Source organism: Burkholderia sp. BC1 (assembly GCF_052683555.1).
In genome coordinates, this window is the sequence record NZ_JBQYLP010000023.1 from 71,362 (window position 1) to 88,906 (window position 17,545).

The following is a 17,545-nucleotide window of genomic DNA, read 5'->3' on the forward strand; positions in this document are numbered from 1 at the left end:
TGATCGACGCCATTGTCAGATCATGAGCCCCGTCGGGGCAAGGAAGCTCACACGATGAAATTTGCGCTGCTGAAGAAGCTGCTGGTTGCCGGCCTGATCGGCACGTCGTTCGCCGCCGCGACCGCGCATGCGGCCGACCTCCTCGACCAGGTCAAACAACGCGGCACGCTGCGGATCGGCCTCGAGGGCACGTTCCCGCCGTTCAATTCGAAGAGCCCGCAAGGCGAGCTCGTCGGCTTCGACGTCGACATCGCGAAGGCCGTCGCCGCGAAGCTCGGCGTGAAGCCGGAATTCGTGACGACCGAATGGAGCGGCATCATCGCCGGCCTGCAGGCAGGCAAGTTCGACGTGATCGTCAACCAGGTCGGCATCACCGACAAGCGCAAGGAAACGCTCGACTTCTCACCGGCTTATACGTATTCGTCCGCGCAGCTGATCCAGCGCAAGGACGACACGCGCCAGTTCAAGTCGCTCGAAGACCTGAAGGGCAAGAAGCTCGGCGTCGCGCTCGGCACGAACTACATGGACATGGCGAAGTCGGTGCCGGGCATCGACGTGAAGACGTATCCGGGCGCGCCCGAGTATCTGCGCGATCTCGCGGCCGGCCGTCTCGACGCGGCGCTCAACGATCGCCTGATGCTCGCGTACCTGACGAAGAACTCGCAGCTGCCGCTGCGGCCGGGCGCGAACGTCGGCTCGGCGAATCCGTCGGGCATTCCGTTCAAGAAGGGCAACCCGAAGTTCCAGAAGGCGATCGACGACGCGATGACGCAGCTCGAAGCCGACGGCACGTTCACGAAGATCTCGGACAAGTGGTTCGGCATCGACGTGACGAAGCCGCTGAAGTAAGCGCCCTCCGGCCTCCACGCGCCGCCTGATGGCGGACCGACAAGGGCGGCATCTGCAACGATGCCGCCCTTTGTTTTATTCGTCCGGTTTATGATTGCGCTTTCGCGCACGCATCCGTTCCGTATTCCATGTCGACCACGTCCCTGCTCGTCCAATCGCTGCCGGTGCTCGCCCAGGGCGCCGTTCTGACCGTCAAGTTCGCCGTGCTCTCGATGGTGTTCGGCCTGCTCGGCGCCGTCGTGCTGGCGATGATGGGCATCCGGCAAGGCGAACCGCTGGAAGGCTTCGAGCGCATCTGGGTCAATGCGCTCGCATGGCTCGCGCGCGCCTACGTCAGCCTGATGCGCGGCACGCCGCTGCTCGTGCAGATCTTCGTGATCTACTACGGCCTGCCGAGCCTCGGCATCTCGCTCGATCCGACGCCGGCCGGCGTGATCGCGCTGTCCGCGAACGTCGCCGCGTACATGTCCGAAAGCATGCGCGGCGCGATCAACGGGATCGCGCGCGGTCAGTGGCTCGCCGCGTACAGTCTCGGCCTCTCGTGGGGGCAGACGCTGCGCTACGTGATCGGCCCGCAGGCGCTGCGCATCGCGGTGCCGAGCCTGTCGAACAGCCTGATCAGCCTGATCAAGGACACGTCGCTCGTGTCCGTCATCACCGTGACCGAGCTGCTGCGCAGCGCGCAGGAAATGATCGCCGCGACCTATCAGCCGCTGCCGCTCTATCTCGCGGCGGCGGCCATCTACTGGGTGCTGTGCCAGATTCTCGAGTGGGTGCAGCGCTGGTACGAGAAGCGCCTGTCGCTGCCGGCACGGCACTGACCGCGGCCGCGCGGCACGCGCTGCGCCGCGCGCCGCACCGTCACTCGTCCGGATAACGGACGCCGAGCGCGGCGCGTGCCGCGTCGGTCATCGCGATCATCTGCCGCGAATGGGCATGCGTGACGATCGGGCTTTCGATCTCGCCGGCGCGCAGCAACTCGCAGAAATGCGCGGTTTCGTAGTTGAGCCCGCCGCCTTCGAACGGCGCATCGAGTTCGACCGTGCGCCCGTCCGCATAGCGAATCGTTGCGCGCGCCGGATTCCACCATTTCTCGTGAATCGTCACGTGGCCGCCCGCGGCCGCGATCAGCGCATCGCCGCGCCCCATCACGTCGAGCCCGCAGAACAGCTGCGCGATGCCGCCGTTCGCGTGGCGGCTGTTCAGGCTTGCGAACAGGTCGACGCCGGTCGGGCCGAGACGGCCGAGCGTCTGCACGTCGACGGGTGCACCGAGCCAGTCGACGGCCAGAAACGCCTCGTAGATCCCGATATCGAGCAGCGCGCCGCCCGCACGATCGAGCCGGTACACGGAGTGCTCGGCCGGCACCGTCGACGATGCGCACCCCGCCCGCACGAGCCGGATCTCGCCGATCGGATCGGCGTTCAGATGTGCGCGCAACCGGCGGTAGAGCGGAAAGAACGGCGGCTTCATCGCTTCCATGAACAGCCGTCCGGCGGCATGTGCGGCGCGCAGCACGGCGTCGAGCTGCGCCGCGTTCAGCGTCGCGGGCTTTTCGCAGAGCACGGCCTTGCCGGCCGCGAGCGCGGCGAGTGCGTACTGCGCGTGGCTGTCGTGTAGCGTCGCGATGTAGACGGCATCGATGTCGGACGCGAGCAGCGCGTCGACGCTCGCCGCGGGCGTGCCGCCGCAGGCCGCGCAGAACGCGGCCGCCGCGTCCGCGCGGCGTGCCCATACGTGCGCGAGCGCGGCGCCCGGTACGTGCGCGAGGCTTTGCGCGAAGCGGCGCGCGATGCCGCCCGCGCCGATGATGCCGAAGCGCACCGGGCGCTGATCGAGGTCGTTCATCCGGATCTTCCGTGTCGGTCGTGGAGCAACGGCCGGCACGACGCCGGCAGGCCGTCATGATAAACGGCGCGCCGGCATCCGGATCGGCAACGCGCTCACGCGCGCACGGGCACTTCGACCGAGAAGTCGCGCGAGATCTCGTCCGCGCTGAAATCGATCAGCGCCAGCGCGGCGGCTTCCGCCTCGCGCGGGTCGCGCCGCTCGATCGCATCGACGACGCGCGCATGCGCCTGCACCGCGACCTCGTGCGCGCCTTCCTTCTGCACGACGCGCGGATTGACCAGCCGCACCGCGCCGCGCACGATCGCCGCCATCTGCTGGAAGAACTGATTGCCGCTCGCCTGCACGATGCGCGTATGCAGCAGTTCGTCCGCCGTGTCGTAGCCGGGATCGCCGGGCTCCAGCACCTTGAACGCTTCGAACGCCTCACGGATGCCGGCGATGTCGGTCGCGGTCGCACGCACGGCCGCCTGCGCGGTGGCGCGCGGCTCGATCAGCATGCGGAACTCGATGACGTCGCGCATGAACTGCGGATCGGGTTTCGCCCTGAACCGCCAGCTGACGACATCTTCGTCGATCATGCGCCAGTCGCGCATCGGACGCACGCGCGTGCCGACTTTCGGACGTACGTCGAGCATGTCGCGCGCCAGCAACATCGACAATGCTTCGCGCATCACCGTGCGGCTCACGTCGAACTCTTTCGATAGCACGTCCTGCGGCGGCAGGATGCCGCCATACTTGTCCTCGACGATACCCGTGACAAGTCCATCCATCACTTTGGCGACCAGTGACCGGTCTTTGCCCTGCTCCATGACACCTCCCCGTGCGTCGATTTGCGAAAACCTGCTCCGCAGTTCCGCCGGCCCTGGTTACGACTGTTCTTATGATCTATAAGTTGATGAGTTCGAGGCCATTCCGCTATCTGGTAAACACCTGACAGGGTTATCCCTCTTTTCGACGCGGAGGCCGATACGGCCTCAAAAAAGCCCGGGAAGCGCGCTGCGCCTGCCGGGCCCTGATTTTTTCAAAATTTAAACATGCAATCCATTACGGCTATGTGCGCGTTCTGACTGCACCTCGATGTTTCAACGCGCCGGATACACGATCGTCTCGACGCCGTGTTCCGTGCCGAGCAGGCACAGGTTCGCGCCGCGCGCGGCGAACAGCCCGACCGTCACGACGCCCGGCCATGCATTGACCTGCGCCTCGAAGCCGCACGGATCGGCGATCTGCAGCCCCTTCACGTCGAGGATCTCGTTGCCGTTGTCGGTGATGTACGGCGCGCCGTCCTTCGTCACGCGCAGCACCGGCACGCCGCCGAGCGCCGTCACGCGCCGGCCGATCGCGGTGCGCGCCATCGGCACGACTTCGATCGGCAGCGGGAACGCGCCGAGCACCGGCACGCGCTTGCTCGCGTCGGCGATGCAGACGAAGGTGTCGGCGACCGACGCGACGATCTTCTCGCGCGTCAGCGCGCCGCCGCCGCCCTTGATCATCGCGCCGCTCGCGTCGATCTCGTCGGCGCCGTCGACGTACACCTGCAGCGACTCCACTTCGTTCAGGTCGAACACCTTGATGCCGTGCGATTTCAGGCGCTCGGTCGTCGCGACGGAGCTCGATACGGCGCCGTGATAGCGCGATTTGACGGCCGCGAGCGCGTCGATGAAGCAGTTCGCCGTCGAGCCGGTGCCGACGCCGATCACCGCGCCCTCCGGCACGTTCTGGATCACGTAATCGGCGGCGGCCTGGCCGACCAGGCGTTTGAGTTCGTCTTGAGTCATGGGATGGGTCATGCTGCAGGATTGCGGAAAAACCGCCAGTTTACCGGACTCGCGCGAGCGGCCGCCCGTTTTCGGCGCGCCGGTCGCTCACTGCGGATCGACGTCGGACGGCGCGCCATCCATCGGCGGCTGGCCCGGGAAATACTTGTCGAGCAGCGCCTGCGCGATCGCGTCCGTCTCGGCATCGGCATCGCCCGCATAGTCGGACGGACGAAAGTGCATCTGGAACGCCGAAAACACGCGGCGCGTGCGCGTGTCGAGCACGCCGTCGGTCGGCACGTCGTAGCCGTAGCGCGCGAGCTTCGTCTGCAACTCGCGCACGTCGACGGGCGCATGCGGGTCGCGGCCCGCGAGCCGCGCGGCGACCGTCGCGTCGTCGGGCCACGCACCGACGCCGGCTTGCGCGAGCGCGCGCCACGGAAACAGCGGGCCCGGATCGATCTTGCGTTGCGGTGCGATGTCGCTGTGTCCGACCACGCGCGTCGGTGCGATCCCGTAACGCGCGACGATGTCCTTCGACAGCCGGATCAGCGCATCGACCTGTTCCGGCGGATACGGCTGCCACGTGCGCTGCTGGGGATCGAGCGGGCCGCGATTCACGTTCTCGATGCCGATCGATGCCGCGTTCAGTTCGGTCGTCTGCTGCCATGCGCTGACGCCCGCATGCCACGCGCGCTGTGCTTCGGGCACGAGCTGATAGACGACCGGCTGCCCGCGCTCGCTGCGCGGATGAGCCGGCACCACGTAGTGCACGCTGACCGTATCGCCCGTCAACGTGCGCAATGATTTCGCCTCGTCGCTTTCGGTGTAGTGCATCACGAGAAAGCGGATCCGTGAATCGGCGCCGCGCGCGTGCAGGCTCGTATCGGCATAGTAGTTGCCGCGTTCGACGAGCGACGGCGACGCGCACGCGGCAAGCAGGCACAAGGCGGCGCACGACGCGCCGACGCGAAACGATGTCATCGATCGAGAATCCGAAGAAAACACACGCCGCTGCGCTTGCGGGCGCGCGATGCGCATCGTGCTGCGCGCTCGCGGCGCGGCCGACGCGTCAGCCTTTCGCGCGCCGCTGCCGAACCGCTTCGTACAGGCATACGCCGCTCGCCACCGACACGTTCAGACTTTCGACGCTACCCGCCATCGGAATGCTCATCACTTCGTCGCACGTGTCGCGCGTGAGGCGGCGCATGCCCTCGCCTTCGGCGCCCATCACGATCGCAACCGGGCCGTCGAGCTTCGTGTCGTACAGCGTCGCCGACGCTTCGTCCGACGTGCCGATGATCCACACGCCGGCTTCCTTCAGCTCGCGCAGCGCACGCGCCAGGTTCGTGACCGTGATGTACGGCACGGTGTCGGCAGCGCCGCTCGCGACCTTCGCCGCCGTGGCGTTCAGCCCGACCGCACGGTCGCGCGGCGCGATCACCGCATGCGCGCCGGCCGCATCGGCGACGCGCAGGCACGCGCCGAGGTTGTGCGGATCGGTGACGCCGTCGAGCACGAGCAACAGCGCCGGCCCTTGAATGCCGTCGAGCAGCTCGGACAGGTTTTGCGCGAGCGGGAGGTCTTCGACGCGCGCGACGACACCCTGGTGACGCTCGGTATGCGCGAGCCCCCACAGACGCGTCTCGTCGGCTGCGATCAGCCGCACGCCCGCTTCCTTCGCGGCGTGCAGGAAGTCCTGCATGCGGCGATCGCGACGCGTCTGGTCGTACAGCACCTCCACCACCGTCGCTGCATCGTGCCGCAAGCGTGCGGTCACCGCATGAAAACCGTAAAGAACCTTCAGACGTGACATGACTGGAACAACCTTCGATCAAACGTGCGGCCGCACGACGCGCGCAGCCGCGATCCATGGAAAAGGAAAGCGCCGCGTGGCCGGCACGTGACCGGCGACGCGGCGTCTTTCGATTCGGCGGAGCGCATTGCGCCCCGCACGCTCAGTGTTTCTTGCGGGCGCGCACCTTCTTCGCGGGGGCCTTCGCCGCCGTGCCGCCCTTCTTCTTCGCGGCTGCGCGCGCCGCGCGCGCTTCCTTCACCGCGGCGCTCGGCGCACTCGCGGCCTTCTTGTGATGCGGCGCCGATTCTTCCGCCTGCGGCAGCGCGCGCACGCGCGGGCCGCCGCGCTCGGCGCCCGGTGTCGACGCAACGACCGGACGCGGCGCCTTCACCGGCGTGTCGCGCACGAGCCGGAAGTCGATCTTGCGTGCATCGAGATCGACGCGGCTCACCTGCACGCGCACGCGGTCCGACAGCCGATAGCGGATGCCCGTGCGTTCGCCGCGCAGCTCGTTCTTGATCTCGTCGTACTGAAAGTAGTCGGAGCCGAGCTCCGTCACGTGCACGAGCCCTTCGATGAACAGCGTATCGAGCTGCACGAAGATGCCGAACGACGTGACGCCGTTCACCATCCCGCCGTACTCCTCGCCGAGCTTGTCGCGCATGAAATAGCACTTCAGCCAGGCTTCGACGTCGCGCGACGCCTCGTCCGCGCGCCGCTCGTTCGCCGAGCAGTGCAGGCCGAGCTCTTCCCAGATCGCGGTGTTGCTGCGCGAGCGGTTGCGCGCTTCGTCGTCCGCCTGCTGCATCGCGCGGGCGCGCGGCGACAGCGCGGTGTTCAGCTCGAACCCTTCCGGCGCCTTCGGCACGTATTTCTTGCCCGACAGGATCGCGTAGATCGCGCGGTGCGTGAGCAGGTCCGGATAGCGGCGAATCGGGCTCGTGAAGTGCGCGTAGGCGTCGTACGCGAGGCCGAAGTGACCGATGTTGTCGGGGCTGTAGACGGCCTGCTGCATCGAGCGCAGCAGCATCGGCTGCAGCATCTGCGCGTCGGGCCGGTCGCGGATCTGCGCCATCAGCGCCGCGTAGTCGCTCGCGTGCGGCGTCTCGCCGCCGCCGAGCGTCAGGCCCATCCCGCGCAGGAATGCACGCAGATTCTCGAGCTTCTCCGGCGTCGGCCCCGCGTGCACGCGGTACAGGCCCGGATGCTTGTTGCGCTTCAGGAAGTCGGCCGCGCAGACGTTCGCGGCCAGCATGCATTCCTCGATCAGCTTGTGCGCGTCGTTGCGCTGGCGCGGGACGATCTGCTCGATCTTGCCCTGCGCGTTACAGACGATGTAGGTCTCGGTCGTGTCGAAGTCGATCGCGCCGCGCTTCTGGCGCGCCGCGAACAGCGCCTTGTACACGCCGTACAGGTTCTGCAGGTGCGGCAGCAGCTCCGCGCGACGCGCGGCTTCCGGCCCCTTCGTGTTGGCGAGCACCGCCGCGACTTCCGTATACGTGAGACGCGCGGCCGAGTGGATCACGGCCGGATAGAACTGATACGCCTTGATCTCGCCGCGCGCGGTGATCACGATGTCGCATGCGAGCACGCAGCGGTCGACCTGCGGGTTCAGCGAGCAGAGGCCGTTCGACAGCTTCTCCGGCAGCATCGGAATCACGCGGCGCGGGAAGTAGACCGACGTGCTGCGTTCCAGTGCGTCGGCGTCGAGCCCGCTGCCCGGCTGCACGTAGTGCGACACGTCGGCGATCGCGACGATGAGCCGGAAGCCGTCGCCGCGGCCGACCTTCGTCGGCTCGCAGTAGACGGCATCGTCGAAGTCGCGCGCGTCTTCGCCGTCGATCGTCACGAGCGGCACGTCGCGCAGGTCGACGCGGAACCGCAGATCGGCCGGGCGCACCTTGTCGGGCAGCGCGGCGGCCTCGTCGAGCGCCGCCGGGCTGAATTCGTGCGGCACGCCGTACTTGCGCACCGCGATTTCGATTTCCATGCCCGGATCGTCGATGTCGCCGAGCACCTCGACGACGCGGCCGAGCGGCTGCGAATGACGGCTCGGGAAATCGGTCAGCTCGACGACGACCACCTGCCCGACCTTCGCCTTCTTCACGTTCTGCGTGATCAGGATGTCGTGGCCGATGCGCTTATCTTCGGGCGCAACGATCAGCGCGCCGTTCTCGTTCAGTAGACGGCCGATCACGCGCTTGTTCGCGCGCTCGGTGACCTCGACGACATGCCCTTCGGGCCGGCCGCGGCGGTCGTAGCCGACGATCCGTGCGAGCACGCGATCGTTGTGCATCACCTTCTGCATTTCGCCGTTCGGCAGGAACAGGTCGTCCTGGCCGTCGTCGCGAATGACGAAGCCGTAGCCGTCGCGATGGCCCTGCACGCGGCCGGCCACGAAATTGGACGGATGGGTCAGCTGGTAATGGCCACGCTTGTCGAGCCGGATCTGGCCGTCGCGCTCCATTGCGGCGACACGCCGGAAGAACCCTTCGCGCTCCTGGCGCTTGATCGACAGCGCTTCCGCGATGTCGTTGGCGGCCAGCGGCGCGTCGCTCGTACGCAGCACGCCGAGAATCTCTTCACGGCTCGGAATGGGGTACGGATATTTGCTCAAGGGTTTGTCGATGATTGTTCTCGTTGCGTTGACAGATGGTGCACGGCATCAACATAGAAGTGTCCGTCAGACAGTTCTATAGTGACGGCGGCGGCTCATTCTATCACCCGGCCGTGTCGCAAAATGACGCCGAGTCGCGCGGCCGCACGCGGCGACGGCCGCCCTGCGGCGCATCGCAAAAAAATGTTGACACGAATAATTGGGGCGCTATAATTTCGCTTCTTTGCAGCAAGCAGCTACTGCAAAACGTGCCCAGGTGGCGGAATTGGTAGACGCACTAGGTTCAGGTCCTAGCGGTGGCAACACCGTGGAGGTTCGAGTCCTCTCCTGGGCACCACTGTTTTAAAAAGGTCGGCTTCATGCCGGCCTTTTTCATTTTCAGCCCAGGAAGCAAAGCGCCTGCGCGCTTTGCGTGGGACTCGACGGGCTGCGCTTGTAAGGGCAACCGGGGCGGCGCGCTCGTGTGACCGGGTCCTCTCCCCGCCACCGTCAGCTGTTCCGGTGCAACCCGGTGAAGCTCAACGAACTCCATAAGAATCAAGACTTTATGGTTTTTTTGTCGGCGCGAAGAGCTGCCGACGGCATCGGCACGTCGTTCCAGGCAATCGTCGACGACGTTCGCTGCTCGCTGGCACGCGAGTATCTGAAAGATACGCGCATGAACACGAGCGACATTACGATGCTCCTCGGATTCAGCGACGGCGCAAATTTCCGCCGCGCGCTGAAACGATGGACCGGCAAAACAGTGAATGACCTGCGCCGATAACGGCTTGCAGCGGTGCGGTGGGAGTCGTGAGGGTCGACGCTACCGTCCGGCGCGCGAAAGCGGGCCTCGCGCCGGACCTCCATTTTGTGTGCGGGTTCTCGAGCGACCAGAACCCATGCGCGTTGAGGCATGCCGCGCGAAAGGGTCCGTCGAAGAATTCGCTCCTTCGCGCTGTCGGTCGGTCTGCCGCGACGCAAGCACTCGATACCGCGCCTTCCGAACGCGTTCGCTAGACCATCGGCAACTGCCGCACCGGCTTGCCCGTGAGTTGCGCGACGGCATGTGCGACAGCCGGCGCGATCGGCGGCACGGCAATTTCACCGACTCCGCCCGGTTCGGCCACGCTCGGCACGAGGTGCGTTTCGATCACCGGCGTCTCGGCCATTTTCAGCACCGGGTAGTCGGGGAAGTTGGCCTGCACGACCCGTCCGTCCTTGATCTGAATCTGGTTGTACAGCGCCGCGCTCAACGCGCGCCCGCATCCGCCATGAGCAGGCTTGCAATGTTTCGAAAAAGCGAACGTTCGGCTATTGATTAATTCGCTGTATCGGGCGTGCAGTTCCGGCTACGCTTCTCGAGCCACGGAATCCGTGCTCGCCGGCCCCTATGCGCGCCCTTGCTCGCATGGCGCGCCAGGGCGCCGCGTGCGCACGTAAAGTGATCGCTCGGCAAGCACCGACCGACACCGGGCGCACGTATGATCCGCATGGCTCGCTTCCGATCATTCGAGGAGACCACGATGACTGAACCGGCTCATTCCGGCGCCGAATTTCGATGCGCCGCCCCTTTACCCGATGTCGATCCGCCCGCGTTCGAGATGCCTCGGGGCGCCGTCGATACGCACGCGCACGTGATTTCGACCAGCCCCGACTATCCGATGGTCGCGCAACGCAGTTACACGCCGCCGCCCGCGTCGGAACAGCAATACCTCGCGATGCTCGACGCTGTGGGCTGCACCTATGGCGTGCTGGTTCAGGTCAGCGTGCACGGCACCGACAATCGCTACATGCTGCAGGCGCTGCGCCGTCATCCGCAGCGGCTGCGCGGCATCGCCGTCGTGCCGGCCGAGATCAGCGACCGGGAACTCGAGGCCATGCACGAGGCCGGCGTACGCGGGCTGCGCATCAACGTGCTATTCGGCGGCGGCATCGGCTTCGCCGCGATGGAGACGCTGGCGCACCGCATCAAGGATCTGGGCTGGCACATGCAGTTCCTGATGGATGTAAAGACGCTGCCCGAACTGATGCCGCGCATGGCGAAGCTGCCGATCACCGGCATCGTCGATCACATGGGCCATACGCCCGTCGCCGCAGGGCTGGCTTCACCGGGGTTCGCCGCCCTTCGCGAACTGGTGGTCGGGCATGGCTTCTGGGTCAAGCTGTCGGGCGCTTACCGGATCAGCGATCGCTTCCCGACGTTCGACGACGTGACGCCGTTCGCGCAGGCGCTGATCGACGACGCGCCCGACCGGATGGTCTGGGGCAGCGACTGGCCGCACGTGTCGCTGGAAGCGGCCAGGATGCCCAACACCGGCCATCTGCGCAACCTGCTCGCGCAGTGGGCACCCGACGCAGCAATGCGGCGCCGGATTCTCGTCGACAACCCGGCCCGGCTGTACGGTTTCCCGCCCGGCAATCCATAAACGACGCAAGCACGCGCCGCTCGGCGGCCATATGACAAGGAGACAAGATGAGCTGGTACAGCAAGATGTCCGTCACCGAAAAGCGGACCTTCATTTCCGCGGCGGGCGGCTGGGCGATGGACGCGCTCGACTTCATGGTGTTCACGTTCGTGATCACGACGCTGATCTCGATTTTCAAGATCGACAGCACGCAGGCCGGCCTGCTGGCGACCGTCACGTTGCTGTTCTCGGCCGTCGGCGGCTGGATTGCCGGGATCCTCGCCGACCGCTACGGACGCGTACGCATCCTGCAGGCGACGATCCTCTGGTTCTCGGGCTGCACGGTGGCGATCGGCTTCGCGCAGAATTTCGAACAGATCTTCGTCCTGCGGGCTCTGCAAGGGCTCGGCTTCGGCGGCGAATGGGCGGTCGGCTCGGTGCTGATGGGCGAGATCGTGCGGACCGAATTCCGCGGGCGAGCCGTCGGCACCGTGCAGAGCGCCTGGTCGATCGGCTGGGGGATCGCGGCCATCGTCTACACCGTTCTGTTTTCCTGGCTGCCCGAAGACTATGCATGGCGTGCGCTGTTCTGGGTCGGCGCGTTGCCGGCGCTGCTGGTGCTGTACATCCGCAAGGGCGTGCCGGAACCTGAAGTATTCCAGCGTACGCGCAAGCAGGAGCAAGCCGGCAACAAGCGCACGTCCGTCTGGACGATCTTCTCGCCGTCGCTGATCAAGACGACGGCGCTGACCTCGTTGCTGTGTACCGGCGTTCAGGGCGGCTACTACGCGGTGACCACGTGGCTGCCCACGTTCCTGAAAACCGAGCGTCATCTGTCGGTGGTCGGCACGGGCGGCTATCTGCTGGTCGTCATTCTCGGATCGTTCATCGGCTATCTCACCGGCGCATGGCTGACCGACCGCGCCGGCCGCCGCGCGAACCTGCTGATCTTCGCGATGCTGTCCGGCATCAGCATCTACGCCTATACGCAGCTTCGACTTACCAACGACCAGATGCTGATCCTCGGATTCCCGCTCGGCTTCGCGGCCTCGGGCATCTTCAGCGGCATGGGCGCTTACCTGACGGAACTGTTTCCGTCGGCCGTGCGCGCCAACGGACAAGGCTTTGCGTACAACTTCGGGCGCGGCCTCGGCGCGTTGTTCCCGAGCCTCGTCGGGTATCTCGCCCACGGATACGGGCTCGGCATGGCGATCGGCATGTTCGCGGGCGGTGCCTATCTGGTCGTGCTGATCACCGCGTTGCTCCTGCCGGAAACGAAGGGACGCGAAATCAGCTGAGCACCGCGCCACAACGGGCCGGTGCGGCGACCGGTCATGCGAGCGGCACGTCGAACGCCACGTGCTGCCGCACGAGTGCCAGCATGGCCGGAATCGTCGCACGCAGGTCGCCGCGCCGCCATTGAAATGCGTAATGCAGCGGCGACAACGCCGGCTGGCTCGTCAGACGGACCAGCGCCCCGCCCGCGCGCGACGTCTCCCAGGCCGTCGGTAGAAAGCCGATGCCGACGCCTTCGCGCAACATGCCCGCCACGGCAAACCAGTTGTTGCATGTGATGTGGCGCGGACTGTCGATACCGCGCGCAAGCAGCCACTCGTCCAGAATGCGCGTGACGCCCGACCCGGCGGGCAGCGTCACGAGCGCATGCCGCGCGAGCAGCGCCGGCGTCAGTGTGCGCTGACGGCCGACGAGCCGCTCGGCGGCCATCCAGGCGAATCGCGCTTCGGCCACCGGCTGGGACACGATGCTGCTGCGCGACGAGCGACCCGCGACCACCGCGAAGTCCAGCTCGCCCGCGTCGACCTTCTCCTCGAGCGCCTCGCCGATGTCGACATGCGGCTCGAGCTGCAGCTGGCCGTGCAGCGTTTGAACGGCGGCGACGAAACGCGGCAGCCAGGTCATCGCCGACAACTCGCCGACACCGAAGCGCAGTCGCCCCGACAGTCCGTTGTGCTGACCGAAGGTGTCCTGGATCGTCGCGACGGATTCGAGCACGCGCAGCGCCGTCGGCAACAGACTTTCGCCGTCCTGAGTCAGCGTGGCGCGATAGCCGCTTCGGTCGAACAGCGTTCGCCCGAGTACCTGTTCGAGTTCGTTGATCCGCTTCGACAACGACGACACGGACAGATGAAGCCGCTGCGCGGCCGTGGCGAAATTGGCACAGGTCGCGGCCCAATAAAAGGCATCGAGCTGCTTGAGCGTCGGCGTCGACATTGTTCTCTTTTAGCGAACATGAATTTCGAAAGAATATCGCTTTTATTCAAACCCAGGTCAACCTAGCATGAGCCCTCGTCTTGAATGAAAAGGAGAGTCCGGATGCGTGTCGTCGATCGCGCCACACTTCGTCGCGACGCCGCGGCGCCCACCGACAAGCCGCCGCGCGTGCTGCGCAGCATGCTGAGCCTGCACGATTTCGAAGCACGCGCGCGCCGCGTGTTGCCGCGTCCGATCTTCGGCTACGTGAGCGGCGCCGCCGAAGACAATCGCACGCGCGACGACAACCGCAGCGTGTTCGACGAATTCGGCTTCACGACGCGCGTGCTGCGCAACGTGTCGGCCCGCACGCAGGCGGTCGAGCTGTTCGGGCAGCGGTTCGCCGCGCCTTTCGGTATCGCGCCGATGGGCATCAACGCGTTGTCGGCCTATCGCGGCGACATCGTGCTCGCCCGCGCGGCGCAGGCGGCAGGCATCGCGTCGATCATGAGCGGCTCGTCGCTGATCCCGCTCGAAGCGGTCGCGGCGGCAGCGCCGTCCACCTGGTTTCAGGCTTATCTTCCGGGCGATCCCGAACGCATCGCCGCGCTGCTCGAGCGCGTCGCGCGTGCGGGATACCGGACGCTCGTCGTCACCGTCGACATTCCCGTTGCGGCGAATCGCGAGAACAACGTCCGTACCGGCTTCTCCACGCCGCTGCGTCCGAGCATGCGTCTCGCGTGGGACGGGCTGACGCGGCCGCGCTGGCTGATCGGTACGTTCGCCCGGACACTGCTCCGGCACGGGATGCCGCACTTCGAAAATTCGTTCGCGACGCGCGGCGCGCCGATCCTGTCCGCGCACGTGTTGCGTGATTTCTCCGCGCGCGATCACCTCGACTGGACGCATCTCGCGCAGATTCGTGCGCAATGGAATGGCAATCTGGTCGTCAAGGGCATCCTGAGCGTGGACGATGCGCTGGCCGCACGCGACGTCGGCGCGGACGGCATCATCCTGTCCAATCATGGCGGCCGCCAACTCGACGGCACGGTTTCGCCGATGCGCATCCTGCGCGACGTCGTGACGGCTCTCGAGCCTGCGTTTCCGGTGATGCTCGACGGCGGCTTCCGGCGCGGTGCCGACATTCTGAAGGCCATTGCGCTGGGAGCGCGGATGGTGTTCGTCGGTCGACCGTTCAACTATGCAATGGCCGTTGCCGGCGAAGCGGGCGTAACGCACGCGATCCGGCTATTGCAGGAAGAAGTCGATCGCGACATGGCGATGCTTGGGGCGCGTGCTTGCCGGGAGTTGCATCCCGGGTTGATCGTCCGCAAGCGCTGAGAAACGCATGCCGCACGGCGGTGCTCGAGCGATTGACGACGACGGCGCCAGGACGCCCTCACGTGCACATCGCCTACCCCTTGCCGGTCGGTCGGCGTCGTGCGGCCTTGACTGCCCCGTGCGTTCGCGCCGCACCGACCGGCTCCCTCGACTGCATCTGCGACAACAGACGCGCCGCGTTGGCGCTGCAATCGATTTCGCCGGGCTTGCCCTCGATCTCGGCCATCAAGGACACGAGATGGGCCTTGTTCTGCGCCAGCTTGATCTGCATCGATTCGATGTCCCGCACCTTGTGACGCAGTGCTTCGAGCAGCGCACCGCGCTGCCACTGCCCAAGATCGGGCGGCAGCAGCATGCGGATCTCGTCCAGGCTGAAGCCGGCCTTCTGCGCGGTCGCGACGAGGCCGAGCAGCACCACGGCGTCCGGCGAATAGACGCGATAGCCGTTCGGTTGCCGCCCGACGGCCGTCAACAGGCCGATGCGTTCATAGAAGCGGATGCGCGACGGCGTCAGGCCGGTGCGCTCGGCCAGATCGCCTATCTTCATGTCGCCAACGTGAAAGTGTCTAGCCGCGTGGGCATGTTCAACACCACCTGCGCGTCCTTGACGACGTCCATGCGAAGCACAGTGGACGCCCCGAGTCCGTCGAGCAGCTGGCTTAATGGCCCACCGTGCCGCGCCAGCCGGACGTCACGCGGAAAGAGGTGCTGCGCGAACGACAGCATGTTCGTTTGCACGCGTGTCTCATGCCACTCTCCGTCGATCGGGTTGATCATGGTTGCCGTCGCCATATGGGACTGCGATGGCACATCGCGCAACACCGGAAGCGGCGCACGCAGCGTCAGATCGGCCTTGCCGCCGGGGCCGGCGATGCTCGCGTTGACGTCGGCGCCGATGTTCACGCCGATCTCCGTGCGCCATTTCGGCAACTGATATCCATAGAGACCGCGCACCCGCGCGATTTCCGTCGTCACCGGTAGCGCGAGAACATGCGCGTGGAAGCTGCGGCGTCGCAGGGAATCGAGCAGCTCCAGTGCATGCGGCCCGCGCGCGCCCGGCCGGCGGATCACCACTGCGACCGAGACTTCGTCGTAGGGGTCGTTATCGCAAACGGCGTACGAGAAGAAGGTCAACGCCACCAGTCCGCGGCCGGGATAGGCGCGCAGCGGCTCGAGCGGTATCGGCAACATCGCCCGCAGTCGATCGGCAGGCGCGAGGAACAGCAACTGAACGTGACTGGAACGGTAGTAGAAGTTCGGCGCCCAGGTCGGACCGACCGTCGACGCGACGAGCCGCTTCGGGATCCTGCGAAAAAAGTCGATATTCCCCGCAGCAGGGTCGCGCGCCACTTCGTCGAGGTCCGGGTTCATCCGGTAACGGTCGTAGTAGCCTCCGGCGGGCACCTCGACCTTGTGCGTCCCAAACTCGACCTGCGTGAACCGCTTGTCCATATTCATTGACCCTTCTCCGTGATTGAACCGGCAGGCGGGCCTCGAGCGGCATACCGATCAACAGCCGGTAAGGGTCACTCTAAGATTGAATATGACTTTAAGGTCAAGCCCTTCGCAACGACGGGGAATGAATCGAGGCGATTCGCCGAAGTCGCGCCGCCTGATTCATGCGAATCACGAACGGAGCCGGGCGACGAGGCGTGCCGGATGCTGCGTTGGGTCCGGTCAGCGACGGATTGGGCGCGCACATCTTTGTCGACACTGTGGTCGCGAGCATGTCACTGCTCGCATAACTTGCTCGCGCCGCCGACGGAACTCAGCCGACAGTGCCGCCGTCGAGCTTGCCGAGATCGGGCGTAATTCCTGCTTCGCGCAGGCGGTCGAGCACGCGTTTCTTATTGTCTGCGCAAGCGATTCCGTCCGGCTTGGCCTCGATGCTCTCGATCGCGATCACGAGCTGAGCACGGCTCTGGTCGAGACGCTCGCGGATGCTGTCGATCTCATCCACCTTCCGCTTGAGCGCGTCCAGCAGCGCGCCGTGATCCCATGCGCCCGGACCGACGGGCAGCAGTTGCCGAATCTGCTCGAGCGTAAAGCCAGCCTGCTGCGCGACCGAAATCATCCCCAGGAGAATTTCCGCTTCGGGGGGATACTCCCGATAGCCATTCGCTTGGCGCTCCACCACCCTGATCAGCCCCGCCGCCTCATAGAAGCGAATGCGTGAGGCCGTCAGACCGGTGCGCTTCGCCAACTCGCCGATTCTCACGCGACACCCCAAAAAACTGTTGACATTGACGTTGACTTTAATCCTAAAGTTGCTCGGCGACTACATGTCGAAGCGCGACCGATTCGAGGGTAAGCAATCGTATCGGGGCCGACCGCCCGTTTCAAATTGTCTCAACAAAAGGAGCGCAATGTCTCACCCAGGTCCGAGCGAATGGTGACGCGGACCTGTGCGTCGCCGGCAACGTGTCTGGATGCCTGCTCGATCATCGCGTTGCCGCCTCGTCCATCACCCTCACCCAAGGAGCCGCCTATCACCGAGCAGCAAGGATCGCCGTATACGTCACGGGTTGTCAATCTGAATATCGAAAAGGAATGCTGATCATGGGATATGTCACAACGAAGGATGGCGTTCAGATCTTCTACAAGGACTGGGGGCCGCGCGACGCACCGGTCATCTTCTTCCATCACGGTTGGCCGCTCAGTGCGGATGACTGGGACGCCCAGATGATCTCGTACCGACTGTCAACGCATGTTCGCGGCTTCGGAGCAGGGCTCT

At 65.8% G+C, this 17,545-nt stretch carries 16 protein-coding genes, 1 tRNA gene and 2 pseudogenes; 8 read left to right on the forward strand and 11 right to left on the reverse strand.

The features are described from left to right. The first annotated feature begins 54 nt into the window (after positions 1 to 54). Positions 55 to 849: a cystine ABC transporter substrate-binding protein gene (locus ACSHSS_RS13860; RefSeq protein ID WP_105781643.1), complete on the forward strand. Its 795-nt coding sequence runs from the start codon at positions 55 to 57 to the stop codon at positions 847 to 849. 128 nt (positions 850 to 977) lie between these two features. Continuing rightward, the gene (locus tag ACSHSS_RS13865) at positions 978 to 1,670 is read left to right on the forward strand and encodes an amino acid ABC transporter permease (protein WP_006400202.1); all 693 of its coding nucleotides are present in this window, start codon (positions 978 to 980) and stop codon (positions 1,668 to 1,670) included. A gap of 40 nt (positions 1,671 to 1,710) precedes the next feature. Here the strand turns inward: ACSHSS_RS13865 and ACSHSS_RS13870 are convergent, their stop codons facing one another. The 6 genes from ACSHSS_RS13870 to rnr form a co-directional block, all read right to left on the reverse strand. Beyond that, positions 1,711 to 2,697: a Gfo/Idh/MocA family protein gene (locus ACSHSS_RS13870; RefSeq protein WP_445545103.1), complete on the reverse strand. Its 987-nt coding sequence runs from the start codon at positions 2,695 to 2,697 to the stop codon at positions 1,711 to 1,713. 95 nt (positions 2,698 to 2,792) lie between these two features. Further along, positions 2,793 to 3,509, reverse strand: a complete 717-nt coding sequence (locus ACSHSS_RS13875) for a FadR/GntR family transcriptional regulator (protein WP_006400204.1) — start codon at positions 3,507 to 3,509, stop codon at positions 2,793 to 2,795. A gap of 273 nt (positions 3,510 to 3,782) precedes the next feature. Further along, positions 3,783 to 4,478, reverse strand: a complete 696-nt coding sequence (gene rpiA / locus ACSHSS_RS13880; protein WP_445545104.1) for a ribose-5-phosphate isomerase RpiA — start codon at positions 4,476 to 4,478, stop codon at positions 3,783 to 3,785. Positions 4,479 to 4,565: 87 nt separating this feature from the next. Then, positions 4,566 to 5,441, reverse strand: coding sequence for an N-acetylmuramoyl-L-alanine amidase (locus ACSHSS_RS13885; protein ID WP_105778456.1), 876 nt, complete (start codon positions 5,439 to 5,441; stop codon positions 4,566 to 4,568). Between the two features lie 88 nt (positions 5,442 to 5,529). Then, a complete protein-coding gene (rlmB, locus tag ACSHSS_RS13890) occupies positions 5,530 to 6,273 on the reverse strand; it encodes a 23S rRNA (guanosine(2251)-2'-O)-methyltransferase RlmB (protein ID WP_006400207.1) in 744 nt (247 codons plus the stop codon). Positions 6,274 to 6,415: 142 nt separating this feature from the next. Further along, positions 6,416 to 8,872 (reverse strand): ribonuclease R, encoded by a 2,457-nt coding sequence (gene rnr, locus ACSHSS_RS13895; protein ID WP_217264153.1) that lies wholly within the window; start codon positions 8,870 to 8,872, stop codon positions 6,416 to 6,418. Between the two features lie 250 nt (positions 8,873 to 9,122). On the opposite strand from rnr, the gene ACSHSS_RS13900 reads away from it, so the two are divergent. Together ACSHSS_RS13900 and ACSHSS_RS13905 are read left to right on the forward strand one after the other, a co-directional pair. After that, a tRNA-Leu gene (locus ACSHSS_RS13900) sits at positions 9,123 to 9,209 on the forward strand. Positions 9,210 to 9,437: 228 nt separating this feature from the next. Further along, positions 9,438 to 9,638: pseudogene (locus ACSHSS_RS13905) on the forward strand (helix-turn-helix domain-containing protein); the annotation flags it as partial. Between the two features lie 229 nt (positions 9,639 to 9,867). On the opposite strand, the pseudogene ACSHSS_RS13910 reads toward ACSHSS_RS13905, so the two are convergent. After that, positions 9,868 to 10,107 (reverse strand): annotated as a pseudogene (locus ACSHSS_RS13910) (xanthine dehydrogenase family protein molybdopterin-binding subunit); the annotation flags it as partial. 270 nt (positions 10,108 to 10,377) lie between these two features. On the opposite strand from ACSHSS_RS13910, the gene ACSHSS_RS13915 reads away from it, so the two are divergent. Further along, positions 10,378 to 11,280, forward strand: a complete 903-nt coding sequence (locus tag ACSHSS_RS13915) for an amidohydrolase family protein (protein ID WP_012213424.1) — start codon at positions 10,378 to 10,380, stop codon at positions 11,278 to 11,280. 47 nt (positions 11,281 to 11,327) lie between these two features. Further along, on the forward strand, positions 11,328 to 12,557 hold the full coding sequence (locus ACSHSS_RS13920) for an MFS transporter (protein WP_217061265.1): 1,230 nt from the start codon (positions 11,328 to 11,330) through the stop codon (positions 12,555 to 12,557). A 34-nt stretch (positions 12,558 to 12,591) separates the two neighbouring features. Here the strand turns inward: ACSHSS_RS13920 and ACSHSS_RS13925 are convergent, their stop codons facing one another. After that, positions 12,592 to 13,491 carry a LysR family transcriptional regulator gene (locus ACSHSS_RS13925; protein WP_253573903.1) on the reverse strand — a complete coding sequence of 300 codons (900 nt, stop codon included), beginning with the start codon at positions 13,489 to 13,491 and terminating at the stop codon, positions 12,592 to 12,594. 102 nt (positions 13,492 to 13,593) lie between these two features. Here ACSHSS_RS13925 and ACSHSS_RS13930 point away from each other — a divergent pair, with 102 nt between their 5' ends. After that, positions 13,594 to 14,811, forward strand: coding sequence for an alpha-hydroxy acid oxidase (locus tag ACSHSS_RS13930; RefSeq protein WP_253573901.1), 1,218 nt, complete (start codon positions 13,594 to 13,596; stop codon positions 14,809 to 14,811). A gap of 73 nt (positions 14,812 to 14,884) precedes the next feature. On the opposite strand, the gene ACSHSS_RS13935 is transcribed toward ACSHSS_RS13930, so the two are convergent. The 3 genes from ACSHSS_RS13935 to ACSHSS_RS13945 all read right to left on the reverse strand — a co-directional run bounded on the left by ACSHSS_RS13935 (position 14,885) and on the right by ACSHSS_RS13945 (position 17,029). Continuing rightward, positions 14,885 to 15,358: a MerR family transcriptional regulator gene (locus ACSHSS_RS13935; protein ID WP_445545105.1), complete on the reverse strand. Its 474-nt coding sequence runs from the start codon at positions 15,356 to 15,358 to the stop codon at positions 14,885 to 14,887. Beyond that, positions 15,355 to 16,263 carry an acetoacetate decarboxylase gene (locus ACSHSS_RS13940; protein ID WP_445545108.1) on the reverse strand — a complete coding sequence of 303 codons (909 nt, stop codon included), beginning with the start codon at positions 16,261 to 16,263 and terminating at the stop codon, positions 15,355 to 15,357. Before ACSHSS_RS13940 ends, ACSHSS_RS13935 begins: the two co-directional genes overlap by 4 nt. Positions 16,264 to 16,579: 316 nt before the next feature. Next, positions 16,580 to 17,029, reverse strand: a complete 450-nt coding sequence (locus ACSHSS_RS13945; RefSeq protein WP_445545106.1) for a MerR family transcriptional regulator — start codon at positions 17,027 to 17,029, stop codon at positions 16,580 to 16,582. 341 nt (positions 17,030 to 17,370) lie between these two features. Here ACSHSS_RS13945 and ACSHSS_RS13950 point away from each other — a divergent pair. After that, positions 17,371 to 17,545: alpha/beta fold hydrolase (locus ACSHSS_RS13950; protein WP_445545109.1), on the forward strand; the 175-nt coding region annotated here is incomplete at its 3' end.